This window comes from Plantibacter sp. M259 (assembly GCF_006065115.1).
Classification (GTDB): Bacteria; Actinomycetota; Actinomycetes; order Actinomycetales; family Microbacteriaceae; genus Plantibacter; species Plantibacter auratus.
In genome coordinates this window covers 838,839-865,084 of sequence record NZ_CP040750.1, presented here as the reverse complement: position 1 = coordinate 865,084, position 26,246 = coordinate 838,839, and the positions used below count along the sequence as shown (strand labels likewise).

Annotated in this window: 24 protein-coding genes and 1 tRNA gene; 14 read left to right on the top strand and 11 right to left on the bottom strand. The window is 69.3% G+C overall.

Annotated features, from left to right (window positions below):
• Window positions 1–60: 60 nt before the first annotated feature.
• Window positions 61–708: a thymidine kinase gene (locus FGL15_RS03870; protein WP_138945028.1), complete on the top strand. Its 648-nt coding sequence runs from the start codon at window positions 61–63 to the stop codon at window positions 706–708.
• Entirely contained in the window at window positions 705–2,015 is a 1,311-nt protein-coding gene (locus tag FGL15_RS03865) for a UDP-glucose/GDP-mannose dehydrogenase family protein (RefSeq protein WP_138945027.1), read from the top strand. Before FGL15_RS03870 ends, FGL15_RS03865 begins: the two co-directional genes overlap by 4 nt.
• On the opposite strand, the gene FGL15_RS03860 is transcribed toward FGL15_RS03865, so the two are convergent.
• Window positions 1,991–2,428 carry a VanZ family protein gene (locus tag FGL15_RS03860; RefSeq protein WP_138945026.1) on the bottom strand — a complete coding sequence of 146 codons (438 nt, stop codon included), beginning with the start codon at window positions 2,426–2,428 and terminating at the stop codon, window positions 1,991–1,993. The genes FGL15_RS03865 and FGL15_RS03860 overlap by 25 nt on opposite strands.
• Window positions 2,429–2,607: 179 nt before the next feature.
• On the opposite strand from FGL15_RS03860, the gene FGL15_RS03855 reads away from it, so the two are divergent.
• The 4 genes from FGL15_RS03855 (at window position 2,608) to FGL15_RS03840 (ending at window position 6,085) form a co-directional block, all read left to right on the top strand.
• Window positions 2,608–4,407, top strand: a complete 1,800-nt coding sequence (locus tag FGL15_RS03855) for a DUF4012 domain-containing protein (RefSeq protein ID WP_138945025.1) — start codon at window positions 2,608–2,610, stop codon at window positions 4,405–4,407.
• A gap of 123 nt (window positions 4,408–4,530) precedes the next feature.
• Complete coding sequence (locus FGL15_RS03850; RefSeq protein WP_138945024.1) at window positions 4,531–5,076, top strand: hypothetical protein; 546 nt, start codon at window positions 4,531–4,533, stop codon at window positions 5,074–5,076.
• Window positions 5,077–5,348: 272 nt separating this feature from the next.
• Entirely contained in the window at window positions 5,349–5,888 is a 540-nt protein-coding gene (locus FGL15_RS03845) for a hypothetical protein (RefSeq protein WP_138945023.1), read from the top strand.
• 123 nt (window positions 5,889–6,011) lie between these two features.
• Window positions 6,012–6,085 (top strand) — tRNA-Pro (locus FGL15_RS03840).
• A 480-nt stretch (window positions 6,086–6,565) separates the two neighbouring features.
• Here FGL15_RS03840 and FGL15_RS03835 read toward each other — a convergent pair.
• The 3 genes from FGL15_RS03835 to FGL15_RS03825 form a co-directional block, all read right to left on the bottom strand.
• Entirely contained in the window at window positions 6,566–7,540 is a 975-nt protein-coding gene (locus tag FGL15_RS03835; RefSeq protein ID WP_231884382.1) for a metallophosphoesterase, read from the bottom strand.
• Between the two features lie 148 nt (window positions 7,541–7,688).
• Entirely contained in the window at window positions 7,689–10,241 is a 2,553-nt protein-coding gene (locus FGL15_RS03830; protein WP_138945022.1) for a transglycosylase domain-containing protein, read from the bottom strand.
• Window positions 10,242–10,363: 122 nt separating this feature from the next.
• The gene (locus FGL15_RS03825) at window positions 10,364–12,715 is read right to left on the bottom strand and encodes a transglycosylase domain-containing protein (protein WP_138945021.1); all 2,352 of its coding nucleotides are present in this window, start codon (window positions 12,713–12,715) and stop codon (window positions 10,364–10,366) included.
• 108 nt (window positions 12,716–12,823) lie between these two features.
• Here FGL15_RS03825 and FGL15_RS20190 point away from each other — a divergent pair, with 108 nt between their 5' ends.
• Together FGL15_RS20190 and FGL15_RS03820 are read left to right on the top strand one after the other, a co-directional pair.
• On the top strand, window positions 12,824–12,979 hold the full coding sequence (locus FGL15_RS20190) for a hypothetical protein (protein ID WP_162852301.1): 156 nt from the start codon (window positions 12,824–12,826) through the stop codon (window positions 12,977–12,979).
• A 23-nt stretch (window positions 12,980–13,002) separates the two neighbouring features.
• Window positions 13,003–13,473, top strand: coding sequence for a RidA family protein (locus FGL15_RS03820; RefSeq protein ID WP_138945020.1), 471 nt, complete (start codon window positions 13,003–13,005; stop codon window positions 13,471–13,473).
• Window positions 13,474–13,538: 65 nt separating this feature from the next.
• On the opposite strand, the gene FGL15_RS03815 is transcribed toward FGL15_RS03820, so the two are convergent.
• Window positions 13,539–14,366, bottom strand: coding sequence for an endonuclease domain-containing protein (locus FGL15_RS03815; protein ID WP_138945019.1), 828 nt, complete (start codon window positions 14,364–14,366; stop codon window positions 13,539–13,541).
• Between the two features lie 156 nt (window positions 14,367–14,522).
• A complete protein-coding gene (gene acs / locus FGL15_RS03810; RefSeq protein WP_138945018.1) occupies window positions 14,523–16,514 on the bottom strand; it encodes an acetate--CoA ligase in 1,992 nt (663 codons plus the stop codon).
• Window positions 16,515–16,924: 410 nt separating this feature from the next.
• Here acs and FGL15_RS03805 point away from each other — a divergent pair, with 410 nt between their 5' ends.
• On the top strand, window positions 16,925–17,569 hold the full coding sequence (locus FGL15_RS03805; protein WP_138945017.1) for a SatD family protein: 645 nt from the start codon (window positions 16,925–16,927) through the stop codon (window positions 17,567–17,569).
• Window positions 17,566–18,363 (top strand): hypothetical protein, encoded by a 798-nt coding sequence (locus FGL15_RS03800; protein WP_138945016.1) that lies wholly within the window; start codon window positions 17,566–17,568, stop codon window positions 18,361–18,363. The genes FGL15_RS03805 and FGL15_RS03800 overlap by 4 nt, the downstream gene beginning before the upstream one ends.
• Before the next feature lie 43 nt (window positions 18,364–18,406).
• Here FGL15_RS03800 and FGL15_RS03795 read toward each other — a convergent pair whose 3' ends face one another.
• The 3 genes from FGL15_RS03795 to FGL15_RS03785 are packed head-to-tail and all read right to left on the bottom strand — an operon-like array spanning window position 18,407 to window position 21,721.
• The gene (locus FGL15_RS03795; RefSeq protein WP_138945015.1) at window positions 18,407–19,330 is read right to left on the bottom strand and encodes a ribokinase; all 924 of its coding nucleotides are present in this window, start codon (window positions 19,328–19,330) and stop codon (window positions 18,407–18,409) included.
• 10 nt (window positions 19,331–19,340) lie between these two features.
• Window positions 19,341–20,777 (bottom strand): MFS transporter, encoded by a 1,437-nt coding sequence (locus tag FGL15_RS03790; protein ID WP_370282030.1) that lies wholly within the window; start codon window positions 20,775–20,777, stop codon window positions 19,341–19,343.
• A complete protein-coding gene (locus FGL15_RS03785) occupies window positions 20,774–21,721 on the bottom strand; it encodes a nucleoside hydrolase (protein ID WP_138945014.1) in 948 nt (315 codons plus the stop codon). Before FGL15_RS03785 ends, FGL15_RS03790 begins: the two co-directional genes overlap by 4 nt.
• Before the next feature lie 150 nt (window positions 21,722–21,871).
• Between FGL15_RS03785 and FGL15_RS03780 the strand changes: the two genes are divergently transcribed.
• The 4 genes from FGL15_RS03780 to FGL15_RS03770 all read left to right on the top strand — a co-directional run bounded on the left by FGL15_RS03780 (window position 21,872) and on the right by FGL15_RS03770 (window position 25,158).
• Window positions 21,872–22,951 carry a LacI family DNA-binding transcriptional regulator gene (locus tag FGL15_RS03780; protein ID WP_370282028.1) on the top strand — a complete coding sequence of 360 codons (1,080 nt, stop codon included), beginning with the start codon at window positions 21,872–21,874 and terminating at the stop codon, window positions 22,949–22,951.
• 112 nt (window positions 22,952–23,063) lie between these two features.
• Entirely contained in the window at window positions 23,064–23,903 is an 840-nt protein-coding gene (locus FGL15_RS03775) for an ATPase, T2SS/T4P/T4SS family (RefSeq protein ID WP_370282027.1), read from the top strand.
• Complete coding sequence (locus FGL15_RS21415) at window positions 23,786–24,097, top strand: ATPase, T2SS/T4P/T4SS family (RefSeq protein WP_370282026.1); 312 nt, start codon at window positions 23,786–23,788, stop codon at window positions 24,095–24,097. The genes FGL15_RS03775 and FGL15_RS21415 overlap by 118 nt, the downstream gene beginning before the upstream one ends.
• Window positions 24,097–25,158, top strand: coding sequence for a type II secretion system F family protein (locus FGL15_RS03770; RefSeq protein ID WP_240773924.1), 1,062 nt, complete (start codon window positions 24,097–24,099; stop codon window positions 25,156–25,158). The genes FGL15_RS21415 and FGL15_RS03770 overlap by 1 nt, the downstream gene beginning before the upstream one ends.
• Window positions 25,159–25,204: 46 nt before the next feature.
• On the opposite strand, the gene FGL15_RS03765 is transcribed toward FGL15_RS03770, so the two are convergent.
• Together FGL15_RS03765 and FGL15_RS03760 are read right to left on the bottom strand one after the other, a co-directional pair.
• A complete protein-coding gene (locus tag FGL15_RS03765; protein ID WP_240773770.1) occupies window positions 25,205–25,768 on the bottom strand; it encodes a hypothetical protein in 564 nt (187 codons plus the stop codon).
• Window positions 25,765–26,115, bottom strand: coding sequence for a PadR family transcriptional regulator (locus tag FGL15_RS03760; RefSeq protein WP_138945012.1), 351 nt, complete (start codon window positions 26,113–26,115; stop codon window positions 25,765–25,767). The genes FGL15_RS03765 and FGL15_RS03760 overlap by 4 nt, the downstream gene beginning before the upstream one ends.
• Between the last annotated feature and the right edge of the window lie 131 nt (window positions 26,116–26,246).

The window sequence follows — 26,246 nt, the reverse complement described above, 5'->3', positions numbered from 1 at the left end:
TGCCCGCCCGGCCCGTCGTCGGATGCGACAGGTGCAGCCCTGGAACCCTAAGCTTGCCTGGTGGCGAAACTGTACTTCCGATACGGGGCGATGAACTCCGGCAAGAGCACCGCTTTGCTCCAGGCGGCGTTCAACTACGAGGAGCGCGGCCACCGCGTCCTCCTCGCCAAGCCCTCCCTCGACACGAAGGGCGACGCCGCCATCGTCAGTCGCCTCGGCGTGACCCGGGACGCCGACTTCCTGCTCGGTCCTGACGACGACGCCGTCCGGGTGTTCGCGGAGCACCGTCGCCGCGTCGTGCGGGAGACCGGCGAGGACGTCAGCTGCCTGCTCGTCGACGAAGCCCAGTTCCTCCACGGGGAGCAGGTCGACGACCTGCTCCGCATCGCGCTGCTCGAGGGCATCCCGGTGCTCGCCTACGGCATCCGGACCGACTTCCAGACCGTCGCGTTCCCCGGGAGCCGCCGCCTCCTCGAGGTGGCCCACAGCCTCGAGGAACTGAAGACCATTTGTCGGTGTGGTCGGAAGGCGATCTTCAACGGCCGCCGGTTCGGCGACACCTTCGTCTTCGACGGCGACCAGGTCGCCATCGACGGCACCACCGTCACCTATGAATCGCTCTGCGGCGTCTGCTACCTGCAGGAGTCCGGCGGTCGCCTGTCCAGCACGCCCACCGCACCTCCCACCAGCGAAGGATCACACGCATGAAGCTCTCCGTCATCGGCTGCGGCTACCTCGGGGCCGTGCACGCGGCCGCCATGGCATCGATCGGGCACGAGGTCGTCGGCATCGACGTCGACCCGGCCAAGATCGAGGCGCTCGCCGCCGGACGCTCGCCGATCTTCGAGCCCGGCCTGCCGGAGCTGCTGCTGGCCGGCGTCGAGTCAGGCCGCCTGCGGTTCAGCACGGACATGGCCGACGCGGCCGGGGCCACCATGCACTTCGTCGCGGTCGGCACGCCGCAGAAGGCCGGCTCCAACGCGGCCGACCTGCGCTACGTGGACGCCGCGGTGACGGCACTGCTGCCGCACCTGTCCGCTGGTGACGTCGTCGTCGGCAAGTCGACCGTCCCCGTCGGCACCGCTGCGCGCCTCGCGGAACTCGTCGCCCCCACCGGCGCCGTGCTCGCCTGGAACCCCGAGTTCCTGCGGGAGGGCTTCGCCGTGCAGGACACCATCGCACCCGACCGACTCGTGTACGGGCTGCCGCCGGCTCCCGAGGACGCCGCCGTCGCGCGAGCCGCTTTCGACGAGGTCTACGCGCAGGCACTCTCGACCGGCACGCCGCTCGTCGCCACCGGGTACTCGACCGCGGAGCTCGTGAAGGTCGCCGCGAACGCGTTCCTCGCCACGAAGATCTCCTTCATCAACGCGATGGCGGAGATCGCCGAGGTCACCGACGCCGACGTCACGGAGCTCGCCGACGCGATCGGCTACGACGCCCGGATCGGTCGCCGCTTCCTCAACGCCGGTGTCGGGTTCGGCGGCGGCTGCCTGCCGAAGGACATCCGCGCCTTCACCGCTCGCGCCGAGGAGCTCGGCCGTGGGGAGTCGGTGGCGTTCCTCAAGGAGGTCGACGCGATCAACCTTCGTCGTCGTCAGCGCGTCATCGACCTCGTCGTGGAGGAGCTCGGCGGGAGCGCCTACCAGAAGCGGGTCGCAGTACTCGGGCTCGCCTTCAAGCCCGACAGCGACGACGTCCGCGACTCGCCGGCCCTCGACGTCGCCGTCGGCCTCAACGGACTGGGTGCGAAGGTGCTCGCCTTCGATCCTGAAGCCGTCCCCAACGCGCGTCGGCTCCACCCGCAGCTGACGTTCGCGGATTCGGCCGAGCAGGCCGTGACGGACGCGGACATCGTCGTCGTCGTGACCGAGTGGAAGGCGTTCCGCGCCCTGGACCCCTCGGCCGTCGCCGAACTGACCGCGGGCAAGACGATCGTGGACGGACGCAACTGCCTCGACGTGGACGCCTGGCGGGGCGCCGGCTGGCGTTACGTCGGTCTCGGGCGTCCGTGACCGGTGACGAGTAGCCGGACGACGAGCACGATCGTCGCGCCGAGCAGCCCTCCGGCCGCATTGGCGTAGACGTCGGCGATCGTCGCGACGCGTTCGGGGAGCAGGGTCTGTCCGAGCTCGATCGCGACCGAGAACAGGGTCGTCGTCAGCGGTGCGATCCACCAGAGCCGCAACGGCAGCTCCAGAGCCAGCAGCGCGCCGAGCGGGATGAACAGCACGACGTTCGCGGCCGATTCGACGAAGCGGTAGTCGAACCAGGTCGGGGCACCCGCGGCCTGCAAGCGGTCGAGGATCGCGAGCAGCGTCGTCCGGCCGTCGGCATCGACGGGCGTCGGCCAGAACGCGATGCCGAGCATGACGGACAGGCAGAGCAGCAGCAGGATCCCGATCACGATGCGCGGCGTGCGGGTCATCTGCGGTGTGGCTCCAGATCGGTCGACGAGGGTGCTGACAGCACCTCGCAATCGTAGGCCATGAGCGGCCGTGAGCCCGGTTGCCGCGTGCGCCGTCCACCCCTGAAAGGGGGCGTGCACCGACCCTCGGCGGCCATCATCCGACGGTTAGGCTGTGCCTACCCGAACAAGGAGCACTCTTGGCTGACCCACGCCCGGCGACGGCCGGCATCCGCCTGCCCGGCCGCCGGCGTTCGCGTCTGTGGTGGATCGCACTCGCCGTCCTCCTCGTCGTCCTCGCGCTCGGAGCCTGGCTCGGCGTCCGGGCGTCTCTGGCGAAGAACGCGCTCGAAGCCGCCCAGTCGGAGGCGAAATCGCTCCAGTCGGCCGTGCTCGCGGGCGACGCGAGCAACACTGAGGCCACGCAGCGAGCACTCACCAAGCACACCGGCGAGGCGGTGTCGCTGACGAGTGATCCCATCTGGCGGGCGGCCGAGGCGGTCCCGTTCCTCGGCGTGAACTTCTCCGCGGTGCGACAGGCTGCCGCTGCGACCGACGACGTCGCGGTCGATGTCGTCCCGAAGGTCGTCGAGATCGCCGATCAGGTGAACCTGTCGTCCCTGCTCCCCGGCGACGGCTCGATCGCGACGGAGCCGCTCCGCGCCGTCGCGCCGACCGTGGCCGAGGCGGCCGCAGCGGCTGACACCATCGCCGGGCGCGTGGACACGATCGGCACGGACGGTGCGCTGCCGGTGGTCGCCGACGCCGTCGAGAAGCTCACCCGCACGATCACCGGTGCATCCACGATGCTCGACACCGCGGCGCGGGCCACGGCGCTCCTGCCGGACATGGCGGGAGGGGCCGGGCCTCGGAACATCATGGTGATGATCCAGAACAACGCGGAGCTGCGCTCGAGTGGCGGCATCGCCGGGGCGGTGGCCCTCATCCACGCGGAGAACGGCGTCATCTCCTTCGTCGGCACCCGGGGGAGCGACGACTTCTCCGGATTCCCCGCCCCCGTTCTGCCGCTCACCCCGTTCGAGCAGAACGTCTACACCGAGAACCTCGGCCGGTACATCCAGGACACCAACCTCACGGTCGACTTCAGCCGCACCGGCGAGCTTGCCGCAGCCATGGGGACCCAGGTGTTCGGCGTGCCCATCGACACCGTGGTCGCCGTCGACCCCTACGTCCTCGCGCACCTGCTGGAGGCGACCGGACCCGTCGCCCTTCCGGACGGCACCGAGCTCACCGCCGACAACGCGGCGAAGACGCTGCTGAGCGACGTCTACGCCCGGTTCCCCGACCGGCTCGTGCAGGACGCGTTCTTCGCCGCGGTCTCGGGTGCGGTGTTCGAGGGCATGATCTCCCGCTCGCCAGACCCCGGCGCGCTCGTCCAGGCCCTGTCCGAGTCCGGCGCCGAGAACCGTCTCCACGTGTGGAGTGCGGTCCCCGCAGAACAGGCGTTGATCGCCCAGACGAGCCTCGCCGGGATCCCACCGGCGACCGACGACGCCGCGGTCTACACCGGCGTCTACCTCGAGGACCTCACCCGCGCGAAGATGGACTACTACCTGGCGACGAAGGTCGACATCCGCGACGCCCGGTGCACGAAGCAGGGCGCCGAGTACGTCGTCGCCGTCACCCTGACGTCCACCGCGCCGGCGGACGCTGCGACCTCCCTGCCGGACTACGTGACCGCGGGCGGGCGTTTCGGCACCCCCGCGGGAGACATCGCGACGCGCGTCGTGATCCACGGCCCGCTCGGCGCGACCCTGCTCGGTGCGAGCGACGGCGAGGACCTGCCGGTCAAGGCCGTGACCGACCCGAACGGTCGTCTCTACGCCCAGACCGACGTGACCCTCACTCCGGGGGCGACAAGGGAACTCGTCTTCACGGTGCTCGCTCCGAAGGCCTCCGACGTACCCCCAAACCTGGTCACAACCCCCGGAATCACGGGCAAAACGACCATTTCAGCCTTCCCTCGGTGCGGCTCCTGACATAGCATGACAACACCTCAGGAAGCCACGCACCCGAATTCGTGACCCTGAGGAACCTCGCGCGGACGCCCACCCGAAATCGGCGGACGCAGGGGGTATTCGACGTTCCTTGGGGATATCAACATGAAGCGCACCCTTGCCCTAGCATCGCTCTGCCTCCTGGCAGTCTTCGCGGCCCCGACCGCCGCGAGTGCAGCGACCGACTCGTCCACCTACGGCCCTGCCGGCTGTGCGACCCTCACACCGGTGTCGGTGACCCAGGGGGAGTCGACCGTCTTCCGCTGCGACGGCACCTTCGATCCCGGCACTCCGGTGACGGTCACCGTCGCCGGGCCCGGCTGCAGCATTCCCGCGGCGAAGCCCAACACCGCCGGCGCGACCGAGCAGGCCGCCGAGCAGAGCGCCGTGCCGACGTCCGGCACGTTCAACGCCGACGCCGCCCGTGCGTTCGCGGTGACGATCGAGACCAGCAAGACCGCGTCCGGCACCTGCATGGTGACCGCGACCCAGGGCGCGACCACGGAGAGCGCCTCGTTCCAGGTCTCGGAGCGCGAGTTCGCCTCGACAGGCTTCGACGGTGGAGCCCTGCCGTGGATCGGCGGAGGACTGCTCGTCGTCGGTGCCGGTGTCGTCGGTGCGATGGCGATCCGTCGCCGGAAGACGGCCTGATCCGTCGGTCGGAGTCCGTGGTCCGAGCGGTCGCCCGCTCGGACCACGACCTGACACCGTCCTCGCGCGACATGGCGCCAGACGGACAGGCCGTACCCCCAAAGGTGGTCACATCCGCGGAATTCCGCGGTTTTCCAGCCGTGGTGAGATGACAGCTGCCCTAGCATGATGACGGCCATGGAGGCCACGAGTGAACAGCGCTCGGCTCCAGGCCCTGTCCGCATGTCGCATCACGCAGCGCATGCGCCATCCGCACACCTAGGGGCCCGCACATGAAACGAACTCTCTCCGCCGCCGCACTCGTCGTCCTCGCCGTCGTCGCGCTGCCCACCGCAGCCAACGCACTCGAGGGCGACAGCTACGGTCCTGGCAGCTGCAACTCGATCACGCCGGCGAGCGTCGCGCGCGGCGCGGCGGTCTCGTACTCGTGCTCGGACTTCTGGGCCGCGAACCAGACGGTGTCGATCACCATCGACTCCTCCGCGGCCGGCGTCTCCGCTCGCACGCTGTCGACCGTCGCCGACGCGGCCGGCGACATCCAGGTCTCCATCGACACGGCTGCGGACCCCGCAGGCACCTACACGCTGACCGCGACCCAGGGCGCCGTGACCGACTCGTCGGACTTCACCGTCCTGGACCCCGCGGACGCCGCTGCGGCCGCCGCATCGGCCTCCGACCCGTCCGCCGGGGGCAACGCCCTCGCCGACACCGGGTTCGCCGGAACCGCCCTCCCGTGGGTCGCCGGCGGGCTCCTCGCCGTCGGTGCCGCCGCGCTCGGTACCGTGATGGTGCGTCGCCGCCAGCAGGCGTGAGATCACGGGTCGGCCGGGCGGCGATGGCGGCGCCCGGTCGATCCGGTCCGGGATCCACCGATTCCAGGAAGTGGCGAACAGCCGCTGAAAAATCGGCTATCCTAGACAAGGCCTTCGGGCCATCGGGGTGTGGCGCAGTTTGGTAGCGCGCTTCGTTCGGGACGAAGAGGTCGTGGGTTCAAATCCCGCTACCCCGACAGTACAAGCCCGGCAGATACGCAAGTATCCGCCGGGCTTCTCTGTTTTCCCGGGCTGGCGGTCCGCTGGGCTGGCGGGTTGCACATCCCGCTACCCCGACAGTACAAGCCCGGTCAGACGAGAGATCGTCTGGCCGGGCTTCTCTGTTTCCCCGGGCTGGCGGTCCGCCGGGCCGGCGGGTTGCACATCCCGCTACCCCGACAGCAAAGCCCGGAGGGTCCCGGTCCCTGAGCTTGTCGAAGGGCAGCACTTCGACAGGCTCAGTGACCGGCAGAGGGCGCTCAGTGACCGGCAGAGGGCGCTCAGTGACCGGCAGAGGGCGCTCAGTGACCGGCGGAGGGCGCTCAGTGACCGGCGGAGGGCGCTCATGCCGGCGCAGGGTGTTCGGGCCGGAGATTCCCGGTCCCTGAGCCTGTCGAAGGGCGGCCATCACCGGAGATTCCCGGTCCCTGAGCCTGTCGAAGGGCAGCCAGGCCCGGTCAGACCACCGTGCGGCGGGGGAGGAGCGTGACGAGCGACGCCTCCGGCCGGCAGGCGAAGCGCACGGGCGCGTAGATGGACGTGCCGACACCCGCCGAAACGTTCAGGTACGCCGAGCGGAGCGCATGGCGCCAGACGCTGAGCCCCTTCACCTGCTTGCGAGGGATGTCGCAGTTCGTCACGAGTGCCCCGTAGCCCGGCACGCAGACCTGACCACCGTGGGTGTGCCCGGCGAAGATGAACTGCGCACCCTGCGTCACGAACGCGTCGAGCACCCGACGATACGGAGCGTGCATCACGCCCACCGTCACCGTGTGCGCCAGCGACGGGTCGTCGGTCTCCAAGGTCTCTGCGTCCAGTCGCTCGTCGATGAGCGCCGTCAGGGTGTCCAGGCGGTCGAAGTGCTTGTGCGGGTCGTCGACGCCGAACAGGTCGAGGCGGGTCCCGCCGACCGAGATCTCACCGACCGCGTTGTTGAGGTCGATCCAGCCGAGTTCGTCCATGAAGAACCGCTCGAGCGCGCCCGTGTCGAGCGTCGTCGGGGAGACGTGCTTCGAGGAGGTCTGGGTGAAGTACTTGAAGGGGTTCTTCGCGGTCGGACCGTAGTAGTCGTTCGAGCCGTGCACGAACGCCCCCGGAACCCCGGCGAACACCGAGAGCGCAGCCCGGATCCCGTCGATGCCCTGCTCATGTCCCAGGTTGTCGCCCGTGTTGATCACGACGTCCGGCCGGAGATCCGCCAGCGACCGCAGCCAGGCCTGCTTCCGGCGCTGCCAGGGTGCCATGTGGAGGTCGGAGAGGTGCAGCACGGTGATCGGCTCGGCGTCGGGCGGGAGGACCGGAGCGGTCACCCTGCGCAGCGTGAAGGCGTTGCGCTCGATCACCGACGCGTACCCGAAGGTGAGGGCCCCGAGGCCTGCCACGACGGCCGCTGCCGTTCCGAGTCTGCCGCCGGTGCTCATGGGTGCCGCCATCGATCGTCTCCTCCTCGGTCGTCGAGTGGTGCCGACCGTCCCACGAGCGTACCCGCTGACCCCTCCGAAGACGCCCGGAGCGCATCCGCGGCTACGACGAAGGGCCCGGTCGACATCCGACCGGGCCCTTCGTCATCGCGTCAGAGCGTCAACACTTGTCCTTCGTGATCGACACCGTGATCTTCGCGTCCTTCTTCGCCTGGGATCCGGCTGGTGGATCCACGCCGGTCACCTTCGTGGCCGTAGCCGCGGGATCCGCGACGCACTTCTGACCCACGTTCGAGAACCCGGCACCCTGGATGGCCGCCTTCGCCTCGTCGAAGCTGGCGGCAGCGCTCACATCGGGGATGACGCCCACCAGGCCGTTGCTCGTGTAGACGGTGATGATCGAGCCCTTCGGGACCGTGCCTGCAGGGTTGGTGCTGGCAGCCTGACCCACGGGGAGGGCGGAGTCGGCGGCGCCGCCGTTCGCGAAGCCGAAGCCGGCATCCTCGAGGATCTTCTGTGCCTCCTCGATGGACTTCCCGGCGACGTCTGGCACCTGGACGGACTGGCCGTTGATGAGGGATGGATCCGGGTCGCCGAACTCTGTGCCGCCGTACTTGCCGTTGGCGACCCTCATGATCTTCGGCCAGATGGAGTGACGGAGTACGGCCACCTGCGTGCCGTCGAAGTACGTGCGCCGGAGGTTGACGTGCCCGGTCGCGTTGAACACACCGACGATCGTGGCAGCGGAGGTGCTTGCGCCACTCATCCAGGTCGCCTCGTTGTTGTCGGTCGTGCCCGTCTTACCGATCAGCGGAATGCCGTCGCCGACAGTGGAGGAACTCGTCGTGCCGCCATTGAAGGTCGCCTTGAGGGCGACGTTCGCCGTCGACGCCACATTTGGCTCGAGCCCTTGACGGCAGTTCGCCGCGGGGACGGGGATCTCGGAGCCGTCGGGCTTCACGACGCGGTCGATTGCGATCGGGTCGCAGGTGATGCCGCCGGAGGCGAAGGTCGCGAAGGCCGTCGCCATGCTGAGCGGGGCGACCTCGTTCGTGCCGAGCACGGTGGCAGGGGACTGCAGGAGCGGCCCGCCGTCGGCGCGGTGCACGCCCATCGACTCGGCCGTCTTGCGGATGCCACAGAGGTCGAGCTGCTTCGACATGGCGATGAAGCCCGTGTTGATCGAGTTCTTGGTGGACTGCATGGCGGTGTAGTACCCGCCGTTGCCGCCCTCGTCGTTGCCGGGGTTCCAGTCGGAACCCGCGTAGACCGTGCCGCCGTCGGCGCAGGAGTCCTTGAACGTACCCCACGGCGATCGCTTGCGACCGTCGACGCCCTCATTCAGGCCGTGGCCCTCCTTCAGCCACTCGGCGAGGGTGAAGGTCTTGTAAGTCGAGCCGGGCTGGAAACCGCTGGACCCGCCGTAGTCGTAGTCGGTGTTGTAGTTGACGCCGCTGAAGTTCGCTCCGGTCGCAGCGATCTCCGGATCGTTCGTGTAGTCCTTGTTCTGCGCCATCGCGAGGATCCGACCGGTCTTCGGCTGGACCGTGACGGCGACCGCACCGATGTCGAGCTGGTCGCTCGCGTGCGGGATGTACGCGTCGAGCGCGCTCTGCGCGGCCCACTGCAGGTCGAGGTCGAGCGTGGTGAACACGCTGTAGCCGCCGCGGTTGAACGCCGCCCACCGCTCGTCCTCGGTCTCACCGAAGATCGGGTTGTTCTGGAACACGCGGGTGACGTAGTCGCAGAAGAACCCGGAGCCGGGGCTGATATTCACGGCCGTCTGGCAACCCGTGCTCGCCGGCGTGATCGTGGGCGTGATCACGGTGGCGATGGCCACGTCGAACTGCTCCTGCGTGATCTTGCCCTCCTTGATCATCTGCTTGAGGACGTAATCGCGGCGGTCCTTCGTCAGCGCGTACCCGTTGGCCGCGCCGTTGGTCTCGCTCTCGGGGCGGTCGAGACGCAGCGTCTCGGGGTTGTTCACGATCGCCATCAGCGTCGCGGCCTGCTCCAGGTTGAGGTTCGCCGCGGTCGTGTTGAAGTAGTAGTTCGCTGCGGCTTCGATGCCGTAGGTACGGCCGCCGAAGCCGGCGATGTTCAGGTAGCCCCGGAGGATGTCCTGCTTGCCGTAGCGCTTCTCGAGGCCGATGGCCATGCGCATCTCCTTGAGCTTGCGCTCCGGAGTGGTCTTGGTGGCCTCGTCGTACGCGGCCTCCATCTTCTCCTTGTCGGTGATCGCCTCGGCCTTCTGCACGAGCACGTTCTTCACGTACTGCTGCGTGATCGACGAACCACCCTGGAGGTCATTGCCGGACAGGCTGATCGCGGCAGCACGGATCGTGCCCGTGAGGTCGACACCGCCGTGCTCGTAGAAGCGCGGATCCTCAGCCGAGACCGCCGCATCCTTCACGAACTGGTTGATCTGGTCCCAACCGACCTCGATGCGGTTCTGCGTGTAGAACGACGCGAGGAGCTGCGGCGTACCGGCACTGTCGGTCGCGTAGATATTGGACTTCTGCGCCAGCTCGTCGAGGGCCAGGTAGTCGGGCAGACCGTCGAACACGTTGATCGTACTGTTGGTCGCGATCCCCGTGACGGCGAGCGCCGGGGTGACCGTGGCGGTGACGAGGACGCCCGCGGCGACACTCAGGCCGAGGAAGCCGAGGAAGCCGCCGAGCACACCGGTGGCCGTGCGATGTTGTTGAGGCATGGATCGATGCTAAGCGACAATCCTGAAAAAAGGCCCGCTCAGGGCTGCGTTGAAACCCGATCGTTGCCGCCGGGCGCACCGATGCGGCTGCCGGTCGGCGTGCGATCGGCAGCCGCACCCGATCATCCGGGCGAGCCGTTCCCGTTCCCGTTCCCGGCTCCGCCGCCGTTCCCAGGGACGTTCCCCGGGGCTGCGGGCCCGCCGTTTTCGCCGGTCCCATCGGTGTCCCCGCCGTCGTCCGGGGCCGGTGTCGGCGCTTCGCTCGGGGCCTGCGTCGGGTCGGCGGTGGGTGTCGGCGCGGGCGTCGAGTCCTCCTCGCTGCTCCCGGAACCGTCGCCCTGCAGCGTGGCGCGATCCGCCTCGGGGAAGTCGCCACCCGGATATTTGGCGAGCGCGGCGGACATGACCGCCGGCCAGATGTAGTGCCGCATGGACGCGACCTGGGTTCCGCCGATGTAGGTGTCGCGGAGGTTGACGTGTCCGCTGACGTTGAAGGTGCCGACGACCGTCGCGACCGTCGTGCTCGCACCGCTCATCCAGGTCGCCTCGGCGTTGTCGGTGGTGCCGGTCTTGCCGATCAACTCACCCACGCCGTCGGTGCGGGCGCCCGACGCGGACGCGGTGCCGCTCGACACGACGCCCTGGAGGACGTCGTCGGCCGCGGCCGCCACCTTCGCATCGACGGATTGACGACAGTTCGCCGAGGGGACCTCGGCGGTGGAACCGTCGGGCTTCGTGATCGAGTCGATCGCGATCGGGTCGCACGTCTTGCCGCCGGCGGCGAGCGTCGCGAAGGCGGTCGCCATGCTCAGCGGAGCGACCTCATTCGTGCCGAGCACGGTGGCGGGGGAATTGTTCAGTGGCGCGCCGTCGGCACGGTGCACGCCCATCGACTCAGCGGTCTTGCTGATGTCGCAGAGGTCGAGCTCCTGTGCCATCGCGATGAACGCGGTGTTGATCGACTGCTGGGTGGCGCGTCTCACGGTGTAGGACCCCGATTCGCCCTCGTCGTTCCGTGGACTCCACCCGGCCTCGGCCTGCTCCGTCCCACCCGGGACGCAACTGTTGGTGAAGGTGCCCCAGTCGGATCTGCGGTTCGCGTTGATCGACTCGTTGACGCCCTTGCCTGACTTCAGCCAGTCCGTCAGGGTGAAGATCTTGTACGTCGACCCGGGCTGGAAGCCGGCCGAGCCGCCGTAGGCCTGGTCGGTGTTGTAGTTGATCGCGCTGTAGTTGGAGCCCGTCGCGAGGACATCGGGATCCTGCGAGTAGTCCTTGTTCTGGGCCATGGCGAGGATCCGCCCGCTCCCTGGCTGCACGCTCACCGAGACGGCGCCGAGGTCGAGTTCCGTGGTCGTCTTCGGGACGTATTCGTCGATGGCCGCCTGCGATGCGTTCTGCAGGTCGAGGTCGAGGGTCGTGAAGACGCTGTACCCGCCGCGTTTGAAGTTCGTCCACCGTTCGTCCTGTGTGGAACCGAAGATCTCGTTGTTCTGCAGCACGTTCGTCACGTAATCACAGAAGTAGGCGGACGACCCGGCCGCGGAACAGCCGGTGACGGGCGGCACGATCGTCGGGGTGATCGGGATCGCCACGGCGGCATCGTGCTGCTCCTTGGAGATCTTCTGCTCCTTGAGCATCTGGTCGAGGACGTAGTCCCGTCGCGTCTTCGTCAGGGCGTAGCCGTTCGCCGCGCCGTTGTCGGCACTGTCGGGCTTGTCGATCCTGAGGTTCTCGGGGTTGTTGACGATCGCGAGCAGGGTCGCCGCCTGCTCCAGCGTGAGGTTCGCCGCCGTGGTGTTGAAGTAGTAGTTGGACGCAGCCTCGATCCCGTAGACGCGTCCGCCGAAACCGGAGATGTTGAGGTACCCGCGGAGGATGTCCTCCTTGCCGTACGTCTTCTCGAGGCCGATCGCGAGTCGCATCTCCTTGAGCTTGCGCTCCGGGGTCGTCGCGGTCGCCTCCTCGTAGGCCGCGTCGCTCTCCTTCTTGTCGGGGATGGCCTCGGCCTTCTGCACCAGGACGTTCTTCACGTACTGCTGCGTGATGGAGGAGCCACCCTGCGTCGAACCGCCGGCGGCGTTGTTGACGACCGCTCGGACGGTGCCCGCGAGGTCGATGCCACCGTGTTCGAAGAAGCGGGGGTCCTCGGCCGAGACTGCGGCGTCCTTCGCGAACTGGGAGATCTGGTCCCAGCTGTCCTCGATCCGGTTCTGGTCGTAGAAGGAGGCGAGGAGCACCGGGTTGCCGGCGGAGTCCTTGGCGTAGATGCTCGACTTCTGGGCGAGCGAGTCGAGCTGGAGGTAGTCGGGGAGGCCGTCGAAGACGGAGATGCCCGTGGAGGTGGCGAGGCCGGTCATCGCGATGGCAGGGGTGACCGCGGCGGTGGCGAGCACACCGGCGGCGACGCTCAAGCCGACGAAGCCGAGGACGCTCTGCGCGACCGTCTTCGCGGGGGTACGTGGTTCAGGCATAGGATCGAAGGTAAGCGGGGAAACTGTGAGCGAGCTTCACTTGGGGCTCGCCATGAACATCCCCTGCGCCTCCGCCTCGCCGCGCGGAGCGCCCGATCGAGGAGAGACATGACCCGCTGGGAGTACCTCACCACGCCGTTGATGATCCACAACACGGCAGCCATCTTGAACAACTGGGGCGGGGAGGGTTGGGAGCTCGTCCAGGTCGTCACCGGTCCGGAGGGTGGGCTCGTCGCCTACCTCAAGCGCCCCATCGCCGACTGACCCGACGTCCCGGAGGAACCCCCATGTCCCAGATCGCCGACCGACTCGCCGAGCTCGGTATCACCCTGCCCACCGTCGTCCCGCCCGTCGCCGCCTACATCCCCGCGGTGGTCTCCGGCGAGCACGTCTTCACCTCGGGCCAGCTGCCCATGACCGACGGCAAGCTCCCCGCAACCGGCAAGGTGGGCGAGGGCGACGGACTCGTCTCGCCCGCCGACGCGAAGGCCTACGCCCGGACGTGCGCGCTCAACGCGCTCGCCGCCGTGGAGAGCCAGATCGGTTCGCTCGACCGCGTCACCCGCATCGTGAAGGTCGTCGGCTTCGTCGCCTCCGACCCGGCGTTCACCGGCCAGCCCGGCGTCATCAACGGTGCGTCAGAGGTCCTCGGCGAGATCTTCGGCGACCTCGGCGTGCACGCCCGTTCTGCCGTCGGCGTCGCCGTGCTCCCGCTCGACTCGCCCGTCGAGGTGGAGCTCATCGTCGAGTTCGCGTAGCGCCTCCCCGCGCCACATGCACGAGAGCCGGACGGAATGACTGATTCCGTCCGGCTCTCGTGCATTCAGCGATGCCGCCCTTGAGCGACGGCAGCCACCACGGATCGCTCCACCCGCTCCCACTCATGCATCACCTGCTGGTAGCTGAAACGCAGCACGGTGTAGCCGAGCAACACCAGTCGCCGATCCTGGCGCAGGTCCCGACTCCGCTGCTGCGGTTGCTGGTGCGGGGCATGACCATCGAACTGCAGAACGAGGCGACGGCCGATGAGACCGTCGACGCGGTGGCCGTCGACGACGGCCTGTTGCTCCATGTGCAATCCGATCCGCTCGAGTCGGATTCTGGGGATCGTCTCGATGCCTGAGTCCGCCAAGCCGGTGCATTCCGCGACGACGGCGCGGAAGCGCGTCGAACGAGTCTCCAACCGCACCAGGTGGTCACGGTCGATGAGGCCCATGCGAATCGCGGACTCGGTCGTCGTCAGCGCGGATTCGAACGGTTGACAGGTCGCCAAGTGGATGAGGGCCGTCTCGACGGGCTCGACCAGTCGACGGCTACTCGTGCCTGGCGGAGTGCGCATCCAGTGGAGCTTCACCCCGGGAGGTGAGGGTTCGGATGAACTCGCCCTGACGCTCACATGGACGAGTCCGTCGTCGATGACCCAGAGTCCCAGCGCGCGAGCCGCGCTGAGGCACGTCAGCTTCCCTCCCCGCGCTGCTGCCGTGGTCAGAGCGGTCGGAGCGGTGGCCGTCGCGAGCCATCGGCGACGAATGAGTCGGAGGGTGCCGACTCTGAGGGCGGAGTCGATCTGCGTTCGTGTCGCGCCGAGCTCGATCGCCTCCCGGCGTTCAGCGATGCCGCCGTGTCGATCCAGCCATCCGATGAGGTCCATGCTGGCAGCTTGATACAGGCGGGGTGCGACCGCTGGTGGGAGCGGAACGGATGTGGATGGTCAGGTCGTGATGGGTGCCTGGGAGGCGGTCGCCACATGCAGGAGAGGCGGACGGAATGACTGATTCCGTCCGGCTCTCGTGCATGCAGCAACTCGTTACGTGCTCTTCACCATCTTGTCGGTGATGATCTGCATGACCGTGGTGTCGGCGAGCGTCGTGGTGTCGCCCACCTCGCGGCCCTCGGCCACGTCGCGCAGGAGGCGGCGCATGATCTTGCCCGAGCGCGTCTTGGGCAGTTCGTTCACGAGGTAGACCTCGCGTGGGCGGGCGATCGGACCGATCTGTTCGCCGACCCAGCTGCGGAGCGCCCCGGTGATGTCGGCGAGTCCGGACGCCTGCTCGAGGTGGGACTCCTTGATGATGACGAACGCGACGACCGCCTGTCCGGTGGTCTCGTCGGCTGCACCGACCACGGCGGACTCGGCCACCATCTCGTTGGCGACGAGTGCCGACTCGATCTCAGCGGTGGAGAGTCGGTGTCCGGAGACGTTCATGACGTCGTCGACGCGGCCGAGCAGCCAGACGTCGCGGTCGGCGTCGAGTCGGGCGCCGTCGCCGGCGAAGTAGAACGGGCCGCCCTCGACGTCCCAGAACTTCTCCCAGTAGGTCTCCTTGAACCGCTCGGGGTCGCCCCAGATGCCGCGCAGCATCGACGGCCAGGGCTCGGTCACGACGAGGAGTCCACCGCCGCCGGCACCGACCGCGTCACCGGCGTCGTCGACGACGTCGATGGCGATGCCCGGGATCGGGACCTGCGCGCTACCGGGCTTCGTCGACGTGACACCGGGGAGGGCCGACACCATGATCGCCCCGGTCTCCGTCTGCCACCAGGTGTCGACGATCGGTGCGACCTTGTTGCCGATGATCTTGCGGTACCACATCCACGCCTCGGGGTTGATGGGCTCACCCACCGAGCCGAGCAGGCGGAGTGACGACAGGTCGAACTGCTTCGGGATCCTGCGGCCGAGCTTCATGAAGGAGCGGATCGCCGTCGGGGCCGTGTAGAAGATGCTCACGCCGTACTTCTCGATGATCTCCCACCAGCGTCCCGGGTGCGGGGCGTCCGGTGTGCCCTCGTAGAGCACCTGCGTCGCGCCGTTCGCGAGGGGTCCGTAGGTGACGTAGCTGTGACCCGTGATCCAACCGATGTCGGCCGTGCACCAGTACACGTCGGTCTCGGGGTGGAGGTCGAAGACGTTCTTGTGGGTGAAGGCCGTTTGCGTCAGGTAGCCACCCGAGGTGTGCAGGATGCCCTTCGGCTTCCCGGTGGTGCCGGAGGTGTAGAGGATGAAGAGCGGCTGCTCGGCGGGGAAGGGCTGCGCGTCGTGCTCGGGTTCGGCGTCGGCGATGGCCTCGTGCCACCAGAGGTCGCGCCCGGCCGTCCAGTCGACCTCGTTCTCGCCGCGGCGGACGACGAGCACATGGTCCACGGTCGCCTGCTCGGGCAGTTCGCCGCGGCTCGCGAGGGCCGCGTCGACGGCGGGCTTGAGCGCGGAGACCTTGCCCTTGCGGTAACCGCCGTCGGCCGTGATGACGAGCTTGGCCTCCGCGTCGTCGATGCGGGAGCGCAGGCTGTCGGCGCTGAACCCACCGAAGACGACCGAGTGGACCGCGCCGATGCGCGCGACGGCGAGCATCGAGACGATCGCCTCCGGGATCATCGGCAGGTAGATGGCGACCCGGTCGCCGGCTTCGACGCCGAGGCTGGTGAACAGGTTGGCCGCGCGCTTGACCTCTGCCGTGAGCTCGGCGTAGGTGATCGTGCGGGTGTCGCCGGGCTCGCCCTCCCAGTGGAGGGCGACGCGGTCGCCGTTGCCGGCTTCGACGTGCCGGTCGAGGCAGTTGTAGGCGACGTTCAGCTCGCCGTCGTCGAACCAGGTCGCGAAGGGAGGGTTCGACCAGTCCAGGGTCTTCGTGAACGGCTTGCTCCAGGTGAGCAGCTCGCGGGACTGCTCGGCCCAGAAGGCGAGCCGGTCACTCGACGCCCGCTCGTAGAGCTCGGCGCTGGCGATCGCTTGCGCGGCGAACTCCTCCGACGGCGGGAATCGTCGGTCTTCGTGCAGCAGGCTGTCGATCTGAGTGCTCATCGTGTGTGTCTCGCTCCCTTGCGAATCCGCGTTCCTGACTCGACCTGCCGAGGCGGGTCGAGTCCGTGCCATGCACGAGCGTAGCGCGTTCTCGGTTGCGGATTTGTCACTCATCCGAACAAACTCCAGGGCCCTGTCTGTGAATGATCTGGGCATGGTAGGGAAACCACTCGATCTGGGGGCGTCTGAGTGCTTGTGTTCCTCGTCCACTGGCGTACACTTGGACCCGGCCGAATACACATTCGTGCATGCAGTGCCAGCGATTCCCCCCAATCCGGCACTGTAGAGGCGGCACCCATTCCCCCAATGGGTGCCGCCTTCTTCTGTCTCCGGCGCCGGCTGCGGTTGGCCGCCGGAGAGTATTCGAATATTGCTTATAGTTCTGCAAGTATCAGCTCTATGCTTCTGAGATGACCGATCTCTTCCTGGCCGTCGTCGTCGACATCGTGGGTTCCCGCCGTCTCGACGACCGCACCCGAGCTCAACGCGCGATCCAGGACGTCTTCCTCCAGGTGGAGGCCACCTGGCCCGCCGACCAGCCGCTGCGTCCCACGGTCGGCGACGAGTTCCAGGTCGTGTACGCGAACGTCGCGACCGCACTGCGCGCCACCACCCTCGCGCGGCTCCTGTTCCCCGCGGAGGTCGACTGCCGGTTCGGCCTCGGTTGGGGTGAGGTCATGGACATCGACGCCGGCCAGGACGCTCTCATCCAGGACGGTTCCGCCTGGTGGCGGGCCCGAGCCGCCATCGACGAGGCGCATCGACGGGAGGACAAACGTCAGCCGTACCTGCGATCGTGGTTCGAGGGCGAAGCGCCCCAGGACGGAGACGCCATCGTGAACGCACTCCTCACCCTGCGCGATCACACGATCGATCAGATGCGGAACCCCCGACAGCGACAGCTCGCCGCGGGCGCGCTCCTCGGCCGATCGCAGGAGTCGATGGCGGCCGAGGTCGGCATCTCACAGTCCGCGGTGTCGCAGAACCTGCAACGGTCGGGCGGCGCCGCGCTCGTCTCGGCCCTCGATCTGCTCCCCGGAGCAGCGATCCGATGATCACGGCCGTCCTCCTGCTCATGATCGGGGTCGCCGACATCTGTCGTGGTCTGATCCGCGGCCCGCGCTGGTCCCCGGCGATCGGGCTGGTGGCGGTCTGGCTGTTCGCCGTGTTGGGCCTCGGGCTCGATTGGTGGTGGCCGACGCTGACCGGCCTCATCGCCCTCGGGTGGATCGTGACGATGCCGTCCTCGGACACCTCGCGACCGCGCGGACTCTGGCCCGTGCTGCTGCTCGGTCTCCTCGTCGTCGCCTCCACGCTCGTGTTCGGGGAGGGCGGGACGGCCGACAGCGCCGCAGCGCAGGTCTACGCGGGCTTCGACCTCGGCGTGCTGCAGGAGGTGCCCCTGGCCCTCGCCGTCGCAGCCGGATCCACGCTCGTCTTCCTCACGCGGAGCAGCAACCTCATCGTGCGGGCGTCGCTGCGGCGCGCGCGGGAGGACGATGAGCCGCAACCGACCGCCACACCCGCCTCCGCCTGGACGGTCAAGATCCGCGGTCGAGAGTTGGGGAGCGTCGAGCAGGACGGCACACCGCTGCGTCCGTCGACCCAACTGCTCGGGGGCCGACTCATCGGCCCGCTCGAACGCGTCTTCATCGTCGTCCTCGCGCTGAGTGGCACCGGCATGGTGATCGCCGCCCTCGTCGCGGCCAAGGGCATCGTGCGCTTCCCGGAGATCTCCGAGGATCGCGGGGTCGGCGGCAAGGCGGAGGAGTTCCTCGTCGGCAGCTTCACGAGCTGGGCGATCGCCGCTGCTGCGGTGCTCTACCTCTGGGTGATCGCGGCCGGGTGAACCGCCACGGGGTCCCGCGTCGGTTCACGCGGGACCCCGTGGCTCATCGCTGCTCGAGGAACGCCGTGAGCTGCTGCTGATCGGGGTAGGACGCCTGGGCGCCGGCTCCGGTCGCCGCGTAGCTGCCGACGGTCGAGGCGAATCGAGCCGCGTCGACGAGTTCGTCGCCGGCCGCGAGTCGCAGTGCGAGGGCGCCCATGAACGCGTCGCCGCAGCCGGTGGTGTCGACGGCGTCCACCGTCGGCGACGGAACCGACGTCGGTTCGGCCTCGCCGTCGATCACGACGCTGCCCGCGGCCCCGGTCGTGACGACGGCTCGCCGGATGCCATGGCTGCGCAGCGCCGTGGCGGTCGCCTCCCACCCGGCCTCCTCCGGGTCGACCCCTGCGAGGTCGGCAGCCTCGTGCTCGTTCACGAGGAGGACGCCGGTCGCCTGGAGGAGCTCCTCCGGCACCGGACCGTAGGGGGAGAGGTTGAGGAGCACCAGTGCGCCGGCCGCAGAGCCCCGCCGGGCCGTCTCGAGCACGGTGTCGATCGGCACCTCGAGGCACAGGCAGACGACGCCGGCACTGTCGAGCGCCGTCCACGCCTCGCCGACCCGATCCGGCGTGAGGGTGCCGTTCGCCCCGGGAGACACGATGATCGTGTTCTCCCCGGCGTCGTCGACGGTGATGACCGCGGTGCCCGTCGCGACGTCGTCACGTCGGGCGATCCGCGTGACGTCGACCCCGGAGCTCGACAGCGACTCGAGCAGGAGGGATCCGTGCGCGTCGTCGCCGACCGCGCCGACCATGGTGACGTCGCCGCCGAGTCTGCCCGCGGCGACCGCCTGGTTGGCGCCCTTGCCGCCGGGGATGACGGCGAGTTCGGATCCCGTGAGCGTCTCCCCGGGCTGTGGGAAGCGTGCCGTGCGGACGACGAGGTCCGCGTTCAAGGACCCGACGACGACGATGCGTGGACTCTGCATGGTGACCCTCCTAGGCTGCCGAGGCGGTCTCGGCCGGACGGACCTCGGCGCTCGCGGGCTTCGGGATGAGGAACGACACCAGCAGGGCGACCGCGGTGATGCCCGCGCCGACCAGCATGGCACTCGTGTACCCGGCCGTCGACGTCCCTCCGGCGGGCGCGACGGCGATCTGGACGGCGGGGAGGACGACGAAGCTGAGGCCGGCGCCCAGGTTGAAGGCGCCCGCGTTCAGTCCGGGTAGGAAGCCCGGGTTCTCCTTCGGCGACAGGACGATGCCCAGCCCGTTGAGCATGATGTTGCCGATGCCCGCGTAGGTCGCACCGATGAGGACGGTCGTCGCGATGAGCACGGGGAGCGAGTGCACGCCGACGAGCGCCATGATGACGATCGAGACGATGCTGCCGATGAGGCCGATGCGGAGCACGTTCAGGTAGCCGAGCGTGGGCGCGAGACGACCGGCGAACGGGCCGACGAGCCAGCCGACGAGGGCGTACGGCGTCAGGAAGGCGAGGGAGGCGAGGTCGGCCTCCATGCTGAACCCCGCGTCGGTGTTCTGGGCGATCGAGGTGACGAGGCCGTTGGCGACGGCGAAGACACCGGTCATCGTGAGCAGCGTCGTGAGCAGGAGCGCCCAGGTGCTGCGCTGGCGGAGGTACTTCGTGGCGACCAGCGGTTCGGCGACCCGGTTCTCGACGGTCCAGAAGATCGCGAACGCGACGAGGGCGACGACGATGAACCCGCCGACGAGCAGCCAGTTCGCCGCGGCGAGCTTCCCGGCCTCGTTGAACGCGGTGAGCAAGGCGGCGATCGAGACGACGAGCGGAAGCACGCCCCACCAGTCCATCCTCGTGCCCTTCGAGGGCTGCGAGTTCGCGGCCCACAGGACGACGAAGACGATCGCGACGGCTGCGACGACGGCCATGGTCCAGAAGACGGAACGGAAGCCGTGGTTCGTGACGAGCCAGCCGCCGGCGAGGGCGTCGATCCCGGCGATGCCGCCGTTGACCGCGGTGATGAGGCCCATCATGGCGCCGTACCGCTTCGGGTCGGTGACCTCGGCGCGCAGCATGAGCAGGGTGATGGGCACGACCGGTCCGGACACGCCCTGGATGATGCGTCCGACGAACAGCATCTCGACGTTCACGGCGAGGGCCGCGACGACGGTGCCGACGAGCATGACGACGAGCATGCCGGTCAGGACGCGCTTCCGGCCGATGATGTCGCTGAGGCGGGGGAGGAAGACGGAGAACAGCGCCGCCGTCGTGAAGAACATGGTCTGCGAGAGGCCGATGGTGGCGTCGTCGGTCCGCAGCTCACGCGCCATGCTGACGAGCGCGGGGCTCAGCATGCTGGCGTTCAACTGGAACGCGACGCAGGCGGCGAGCAACGCCGTCATGAGGGCGCCGATGCGGACGGCGGGCTTCGTGGAGTTCAGGAGGTCGCTCACAGCTCGACCTCCCCGATGTTCTCGAGGGCGTCGGTGACGAGGCCCCAGAAGCGTGCGTGGTCGAGCTCGGTCGCGGCCCAGGTGCTGCAGTCGTCCGGAGCCGGGCTCCGGAAGTCGGCGACCGTCATGCCGAGGGTGAGCGTGCCCGTGAGTTCGATGTCGATCGGCACCTTGACGGTCCGCACGATCGTCGGGTCGATCACGTAGGCGACCGCGCACGGGTCGTGCACGGGCGGGCTGTCGAAGCCCTGTGCGTCCTTGTAGGTGGTGCCGAAGAACTCGAGCAGCTCCTCGACGAAGCGTGCCGGGCCGGTGCCGATCGCGGCGATCCGCTCGACGACCTCCGGGGTGGCGAGGGCCTGGTGCGTGAGGTCGAGGCCGACCATGACGACGGGCCAGCTCTCGTTGAAGACGATGTGCGCGGCCTCGGGGTCGATCTTGATGTTGAACTCGGCCACCGCCGACCAGTTGCCGACGTGGTAGCCGCCGCCCATGAGGACGACCTCCTTGACCCGCTCCACGATGCGCGGCTCTTTGCGGGCCGCGAGGGCGATGTTCGTCAGACCGCCGGTCGGGACGAGGGTGATCTCGCCCGGCTCGTGCGACATGACGAGGTCGATGATGAGGTCGATGGCGTGGCGGTTGTCGAGGGCGATCGCCGGTTCGGGCAGGACGGGGCCGTCCATGCCCGATTCGCCGTGGATGTCCGGCGCGTTCTCGAGCGGGCGCACGAGCGGGCGGTCGGCACCGGCGGCGAACGGCACGTCGGTGATCCCGGCGATGCGGGCGACGGCGAGGGCGTTCCGGGTGACCTTCGGGAGCGTCTGGTTGCCGACGACGGTCGTGACGGCGAGCAGCTCGATCTCGGGGTTGCCGTGTGCCAGGAGGATGGCGATCGCGTCGTCGTGGCCGGGGTCGCAGTCGAGGATGATCTTGCGGGGCATGGTTCTCCACATCGTTGGGGTGCTGGGGAAGCGGGCGACACGGAACGTAAAGCGCTTCAGGTCCGCCGGGAGCAGCCTACGTCAAGCGCTTTAGGTTCGCCAAACCGGGTCGATCGGCCCAGGGTTCCGCGGCCCCGATACGATCGACGGGTGCCCCTCGAACCGAACGATCCCCAGCCACGCGCCGCCCGTCGCGTGACGGCGGCGATGGTGGCGGAGCGGGCCGGCACGTCGGTCGCGACCGTGTCGCTCGTCGCCAACGGCAAGGATGCCGGTCATGTGTCGGCGCAGAACGCCGAACGGGTGCGCCAGGCGATCGCCGAGCTCGGCTACGTCGCCGACCACGCCGCACGGGCACTCGCGAGCGGGTCGAGCAACCTGATCGTCTTCGTGACACCGGATGCGTCGAACCCCTACTTCGGTGCGGTGATCCGCGGACTCAGGGCCGGCCTCGGCGACGCGTACCAGCTGCTCGTGTCGGTGACCGGGGAGGGCGACGTGCCCACGGCGGCGGCACTCGGCCGATTGGCGGCCCTCCGACCGGCCGGGGTCGTGGTCGACGCGCCGAGCGAGGCCTTCCTGGAGGAGCTCCGGCTCGACACCGCGCTCGTGCTGCTCGACGCACCCCGCCTTCCGACGACGACGGCCGAGGCCGCGTCCGGTGCCGTCGCCGCCGATCGACGCGCCGTCTCCGTCGACTTCGACCTCCTCGGCGGTGTCCGGGCGCTCCTCGACCACCTCCACGTCCTGGGTCACCGGCAGCTCGGGTACCTCGGCGGCCGCACGGCGACGGACACGTTCCTCCTGCGTCGACTGCTGCTCGAGCGTGAGGCCGCCGTACGCGGGATGCGGGTGCACGCGGACGATCGCGCGGAGAGCATCATCGACCTCGAAGCGGCGGCCGCCGCGTTCGTCGACAGCTGGCCTCGGTGGCGCGACGCCGGGGTGACTGCGCTGGTCTGCGCGACCGACACGCACGCGTACGGGGTGCTGCAGTCGGCGCGGGCGATGGGCATGCCCGTGCCGGGGGAGCTCGCGGTGGTCGGGTTCGACGACCTGGCGTCGTCGGTCGTGAGCGACCCGCCGTTGACGAGTGTGCGGTTGCCCGGCGAGGCGCTCGGTCGCGCGGGCGCCGAGCAACTCCTCGCCCGGATCGAGGGCCGGACGGTGGCACCCGCTCCGGTGATCGCTGCGGACCTCGTCATCCGCGCATCGACGATCGGGCGCTGAGGCGAGTCGACGTCCGCCTGACGCCGCTCCACAACCAGGACCATTCGCGTGACGTTGCGTGGTCCGCACCTCCACACTGCGGTGCTCGTACGGGCGCGCCTACGCTCGCCGCATGTCCGATCGCTTCGTCGTCTCCGTCCCGCCCGAGGCCGCCCCGCCCGATCCGCCGGAAGCGGCGGTCGATGCCGAACCCGCGCGTGCGGCCGAGTCGCGCGGGGTCACGGCGCTCGCCGACTTCGGGGCTCTTGCTCCATACCTCGCCGATCCGGGGGTCACCGATCTCTTCGTCAACGGTTCGTCCGGCCTCTGGCTCGACCACGGTGCCGGGCTCGTCCGGGAGGCGGGGTGGCGCTCCGATGAGGCGACCATCCGTGCGCTCGCGGTGCGCCTGGTGGCGAGAGGCGGGCGGCATGTCGACGAGGCGACGCCGTGCGTCGACGTGCGGTTGCAGGACGGGGTGCGGGTCCACGTGGTCCTCCCGCCGGTGTCGACCCGTGGGACGTTGCTGTCCATCCGGGTGCCGCGCGACGAAGCGCTGGGGTTCGATGCGTTGCAGGCCGCCGGGACGTTCCCGGCGGCGGTCGCCGAGCTGCTGCGTGACGCGGTCGCCGCCCGGACGAACATCCTCATCACCGGTGCGGGTGGCTCCGGGAAGACGACGCTCCTCGGCGCCTTGCTCGGCCTCGCCTCGCCCGCCGAGCGGCTCGTCGTGATCGAGGACGTCGCGGAGCTGCGGATCCTCCACCCGCATGTCGTCGCACTCCAGTCGCGCCAGGCCAACCTGGAGGGGCCGGCGGCATCGACCTCGAGCGCCTCCTGCGGGAGGCGCTCCGCATGCGTCCCGACCGGCTCGTCCTCGGCGAGTGCCGGGGGCCCGAGGTGCGCGAGTTGTTATCGGCGCTCAACACCGGGCACGACGGTGGTGCCGGCACCCTCCACGCGAACTCCGTGACCGACGTGCCCGCCCGCTTGGAGGCGCTCGGTGCGCTCGCCGGTATGAGTCAGGAGGCCGTCGCTCGGCAGTCGACGAGCGCGATCGGACTCGTCGTGCATCTGGCGCGGCTCCCGGTCGGCCGGCAGGTGGTCGCCGTCGGCCGCCTCCTGATCGACGAACACGACCGCCTCTCCGTCGAGGAGTTGCCGTGATGCCGCCACGGGTCCTGCGGCGGGTGCTCGCGGCGCTTCCCGGCGCGGCTCCGCCCGATGACGACGGTCCCGCCCGCGTGGCGCGCACCACCCGCCGTCTGGCCGTGCTCCTGGGTGCCGGCGTCGCACCCGGCAGCGCCTGGAGGCATCTCGCCCTGGAAGCCGACGCCGATGCGCGGACCCGATCCGCCTCGGTGTCCGACCGTCTCGCGGCGGATGAACCGGACGACGAAGTCGGCCCGACGAGCGATCATCGAGCCGACGCGGCGGTGCTGTCAGCGGTGGCCGATGCTGCGGCCCACGGTGGCGACCTCCCGGCGGCGATCGCCGCCATCGCTGATCAGGAGACGGGTGCGGGCGCCCGGACGGCCTGGGCAGGCCTGGCCGCCGCCTGGCAGGTCGCTGCGATCAGCGGCGCGCCACTCGGCGTCTGTCTGCGCGACCTCGCCGGGTCGCTGCGCGAGCTGGACCGCATCGGCCGCGACGTCGGCACGGCGCTCGCCGGACCGTCCGCGACGGCGAGGTTGGTGCTCTGGTTGCCGCTCGTCGCCGTCCTCCTCGGGATGGCCCTCGGCTTCGACACACTGCGGACGCTCTTCGCGACGCCTCCGGGGCTCTGCTGTCTCGTGGCCGGCGTGGTGTTCCTCGTCGCCGGTGCACGCTGGAGTGCCGCGCTCAGTGCGCGGGCGGCCATGCGCGATCCTGCACCGGGGCTGTCGCTCGACCTCGTCGCGGTGGCGATGGCGGGTGGGGTAGCGGCACCGGCGGCCCGATCGGTCGTCGAGGAAGCCTGCGACCGGTTCGCCGTCCCCTACGACGGTGCCACGATCACCAGCGTCCTCGCCTTGTCGGCCAGGGCGGGCATCCCCGCCGGGGAGCTGCTCCGCAGCGAGGCGGAGCAGCAGCGTGATCAGGCGCGGTCCGACGGCGAGCGGGCTGCCGCGATCCTCGCGACCCGTCTCATGGTCCCGCTCGGGGTCTGCATCCTGCCGGCCTTCCTTCTCGTCGGTGTGGCTCCGCTCCTCCTCAGCGTGGTCACGTCGACGACGCTCGGCTTCTGACGCCCTGGTCGCCGCCGACCCGCCCTGCTGCAGTCGCGGGACTGCTTCAGTCGCGGGAGCGTGGCAGTGCGCGCCAGCAGCGTGCTCCGATGAGCACGGCGACGGTGATGATCACGATCGGCACGAGGATCCATGCGACGTCACCTGACCAGCCGACACCGATGCCGTCCGCGTTCGCGAAGGCGAGCACGTCGACGAAGAAGAACCGTGCGTGCGCCTCATCGAGCGTCGACTGCTCGACGACCGCGAGCATCCCGAGGGTGAACAGGGCGAATGAGAACCAGTAGGCGAGGATGGCGACGCCGCCCCAGATGACCCCGATCGACCAGGTCGGTCGCAGGCGGGCCGGGTCGTCGGCGTAGCGGGCGGCCAGAGCGCGTGGTGAGCCGAGGTCGGCCAGTGCGATCGTCATCGGTCGCCGATCGGTCGAGAGTTCGTCTCGGAGCGAACGGACGATCGAGCGGCGTTCCCGCCCCGTGACCACGGCCTCGAGATGCCAGTCGAGGCGCTGCAGGTACGAGTCGCGTCGCCAACGGTCCGCGACGCTCAGTCCGCGTGCAGCGCGCTCGGCGAGCAGGTCGTCCGCTGTGGGGCGCTTCTGGTCGATCATGCTGGTGCTCCTTCAGGGTCGATTCCTCGTTCGGCGATGTCGGTCATCGCTCTCCAGCGGGCGATGGCGTCGAGCCTCGCCGCGTCTCCTCGTTCGGTGATCGCGTAGTACTTCCGTGCTGGGCCGCCCGAGGAGGCGACCCGACGCGCGGTCACCAATCCGTCGCGTTCGAATCGGCTGAGGACCGGGTACACGACGCCGGTCGCCAGATCGGCCAGACCGAGGGCCCGGAGGCGTTCGACGAGCTCGTACCCGTAGGTCTCCCCGCGGTGCACGGTGGACAGGATGAGCATCGGCAACACGCCTCGGAGGAGTTGCGAGTCGCGCGCCGCCAACTGTTCATCCATGACTATTACTCAACCATGAATAGCGAATAGGTGCAAGGCGAGTTCGCTCCACAACCGGTAGGTCGACCTGGCCCGTCGCCGTCGTCGGCTCCGCCCGCGCGGCGCTGGATCCGTTCGCCGAACATGGAGGT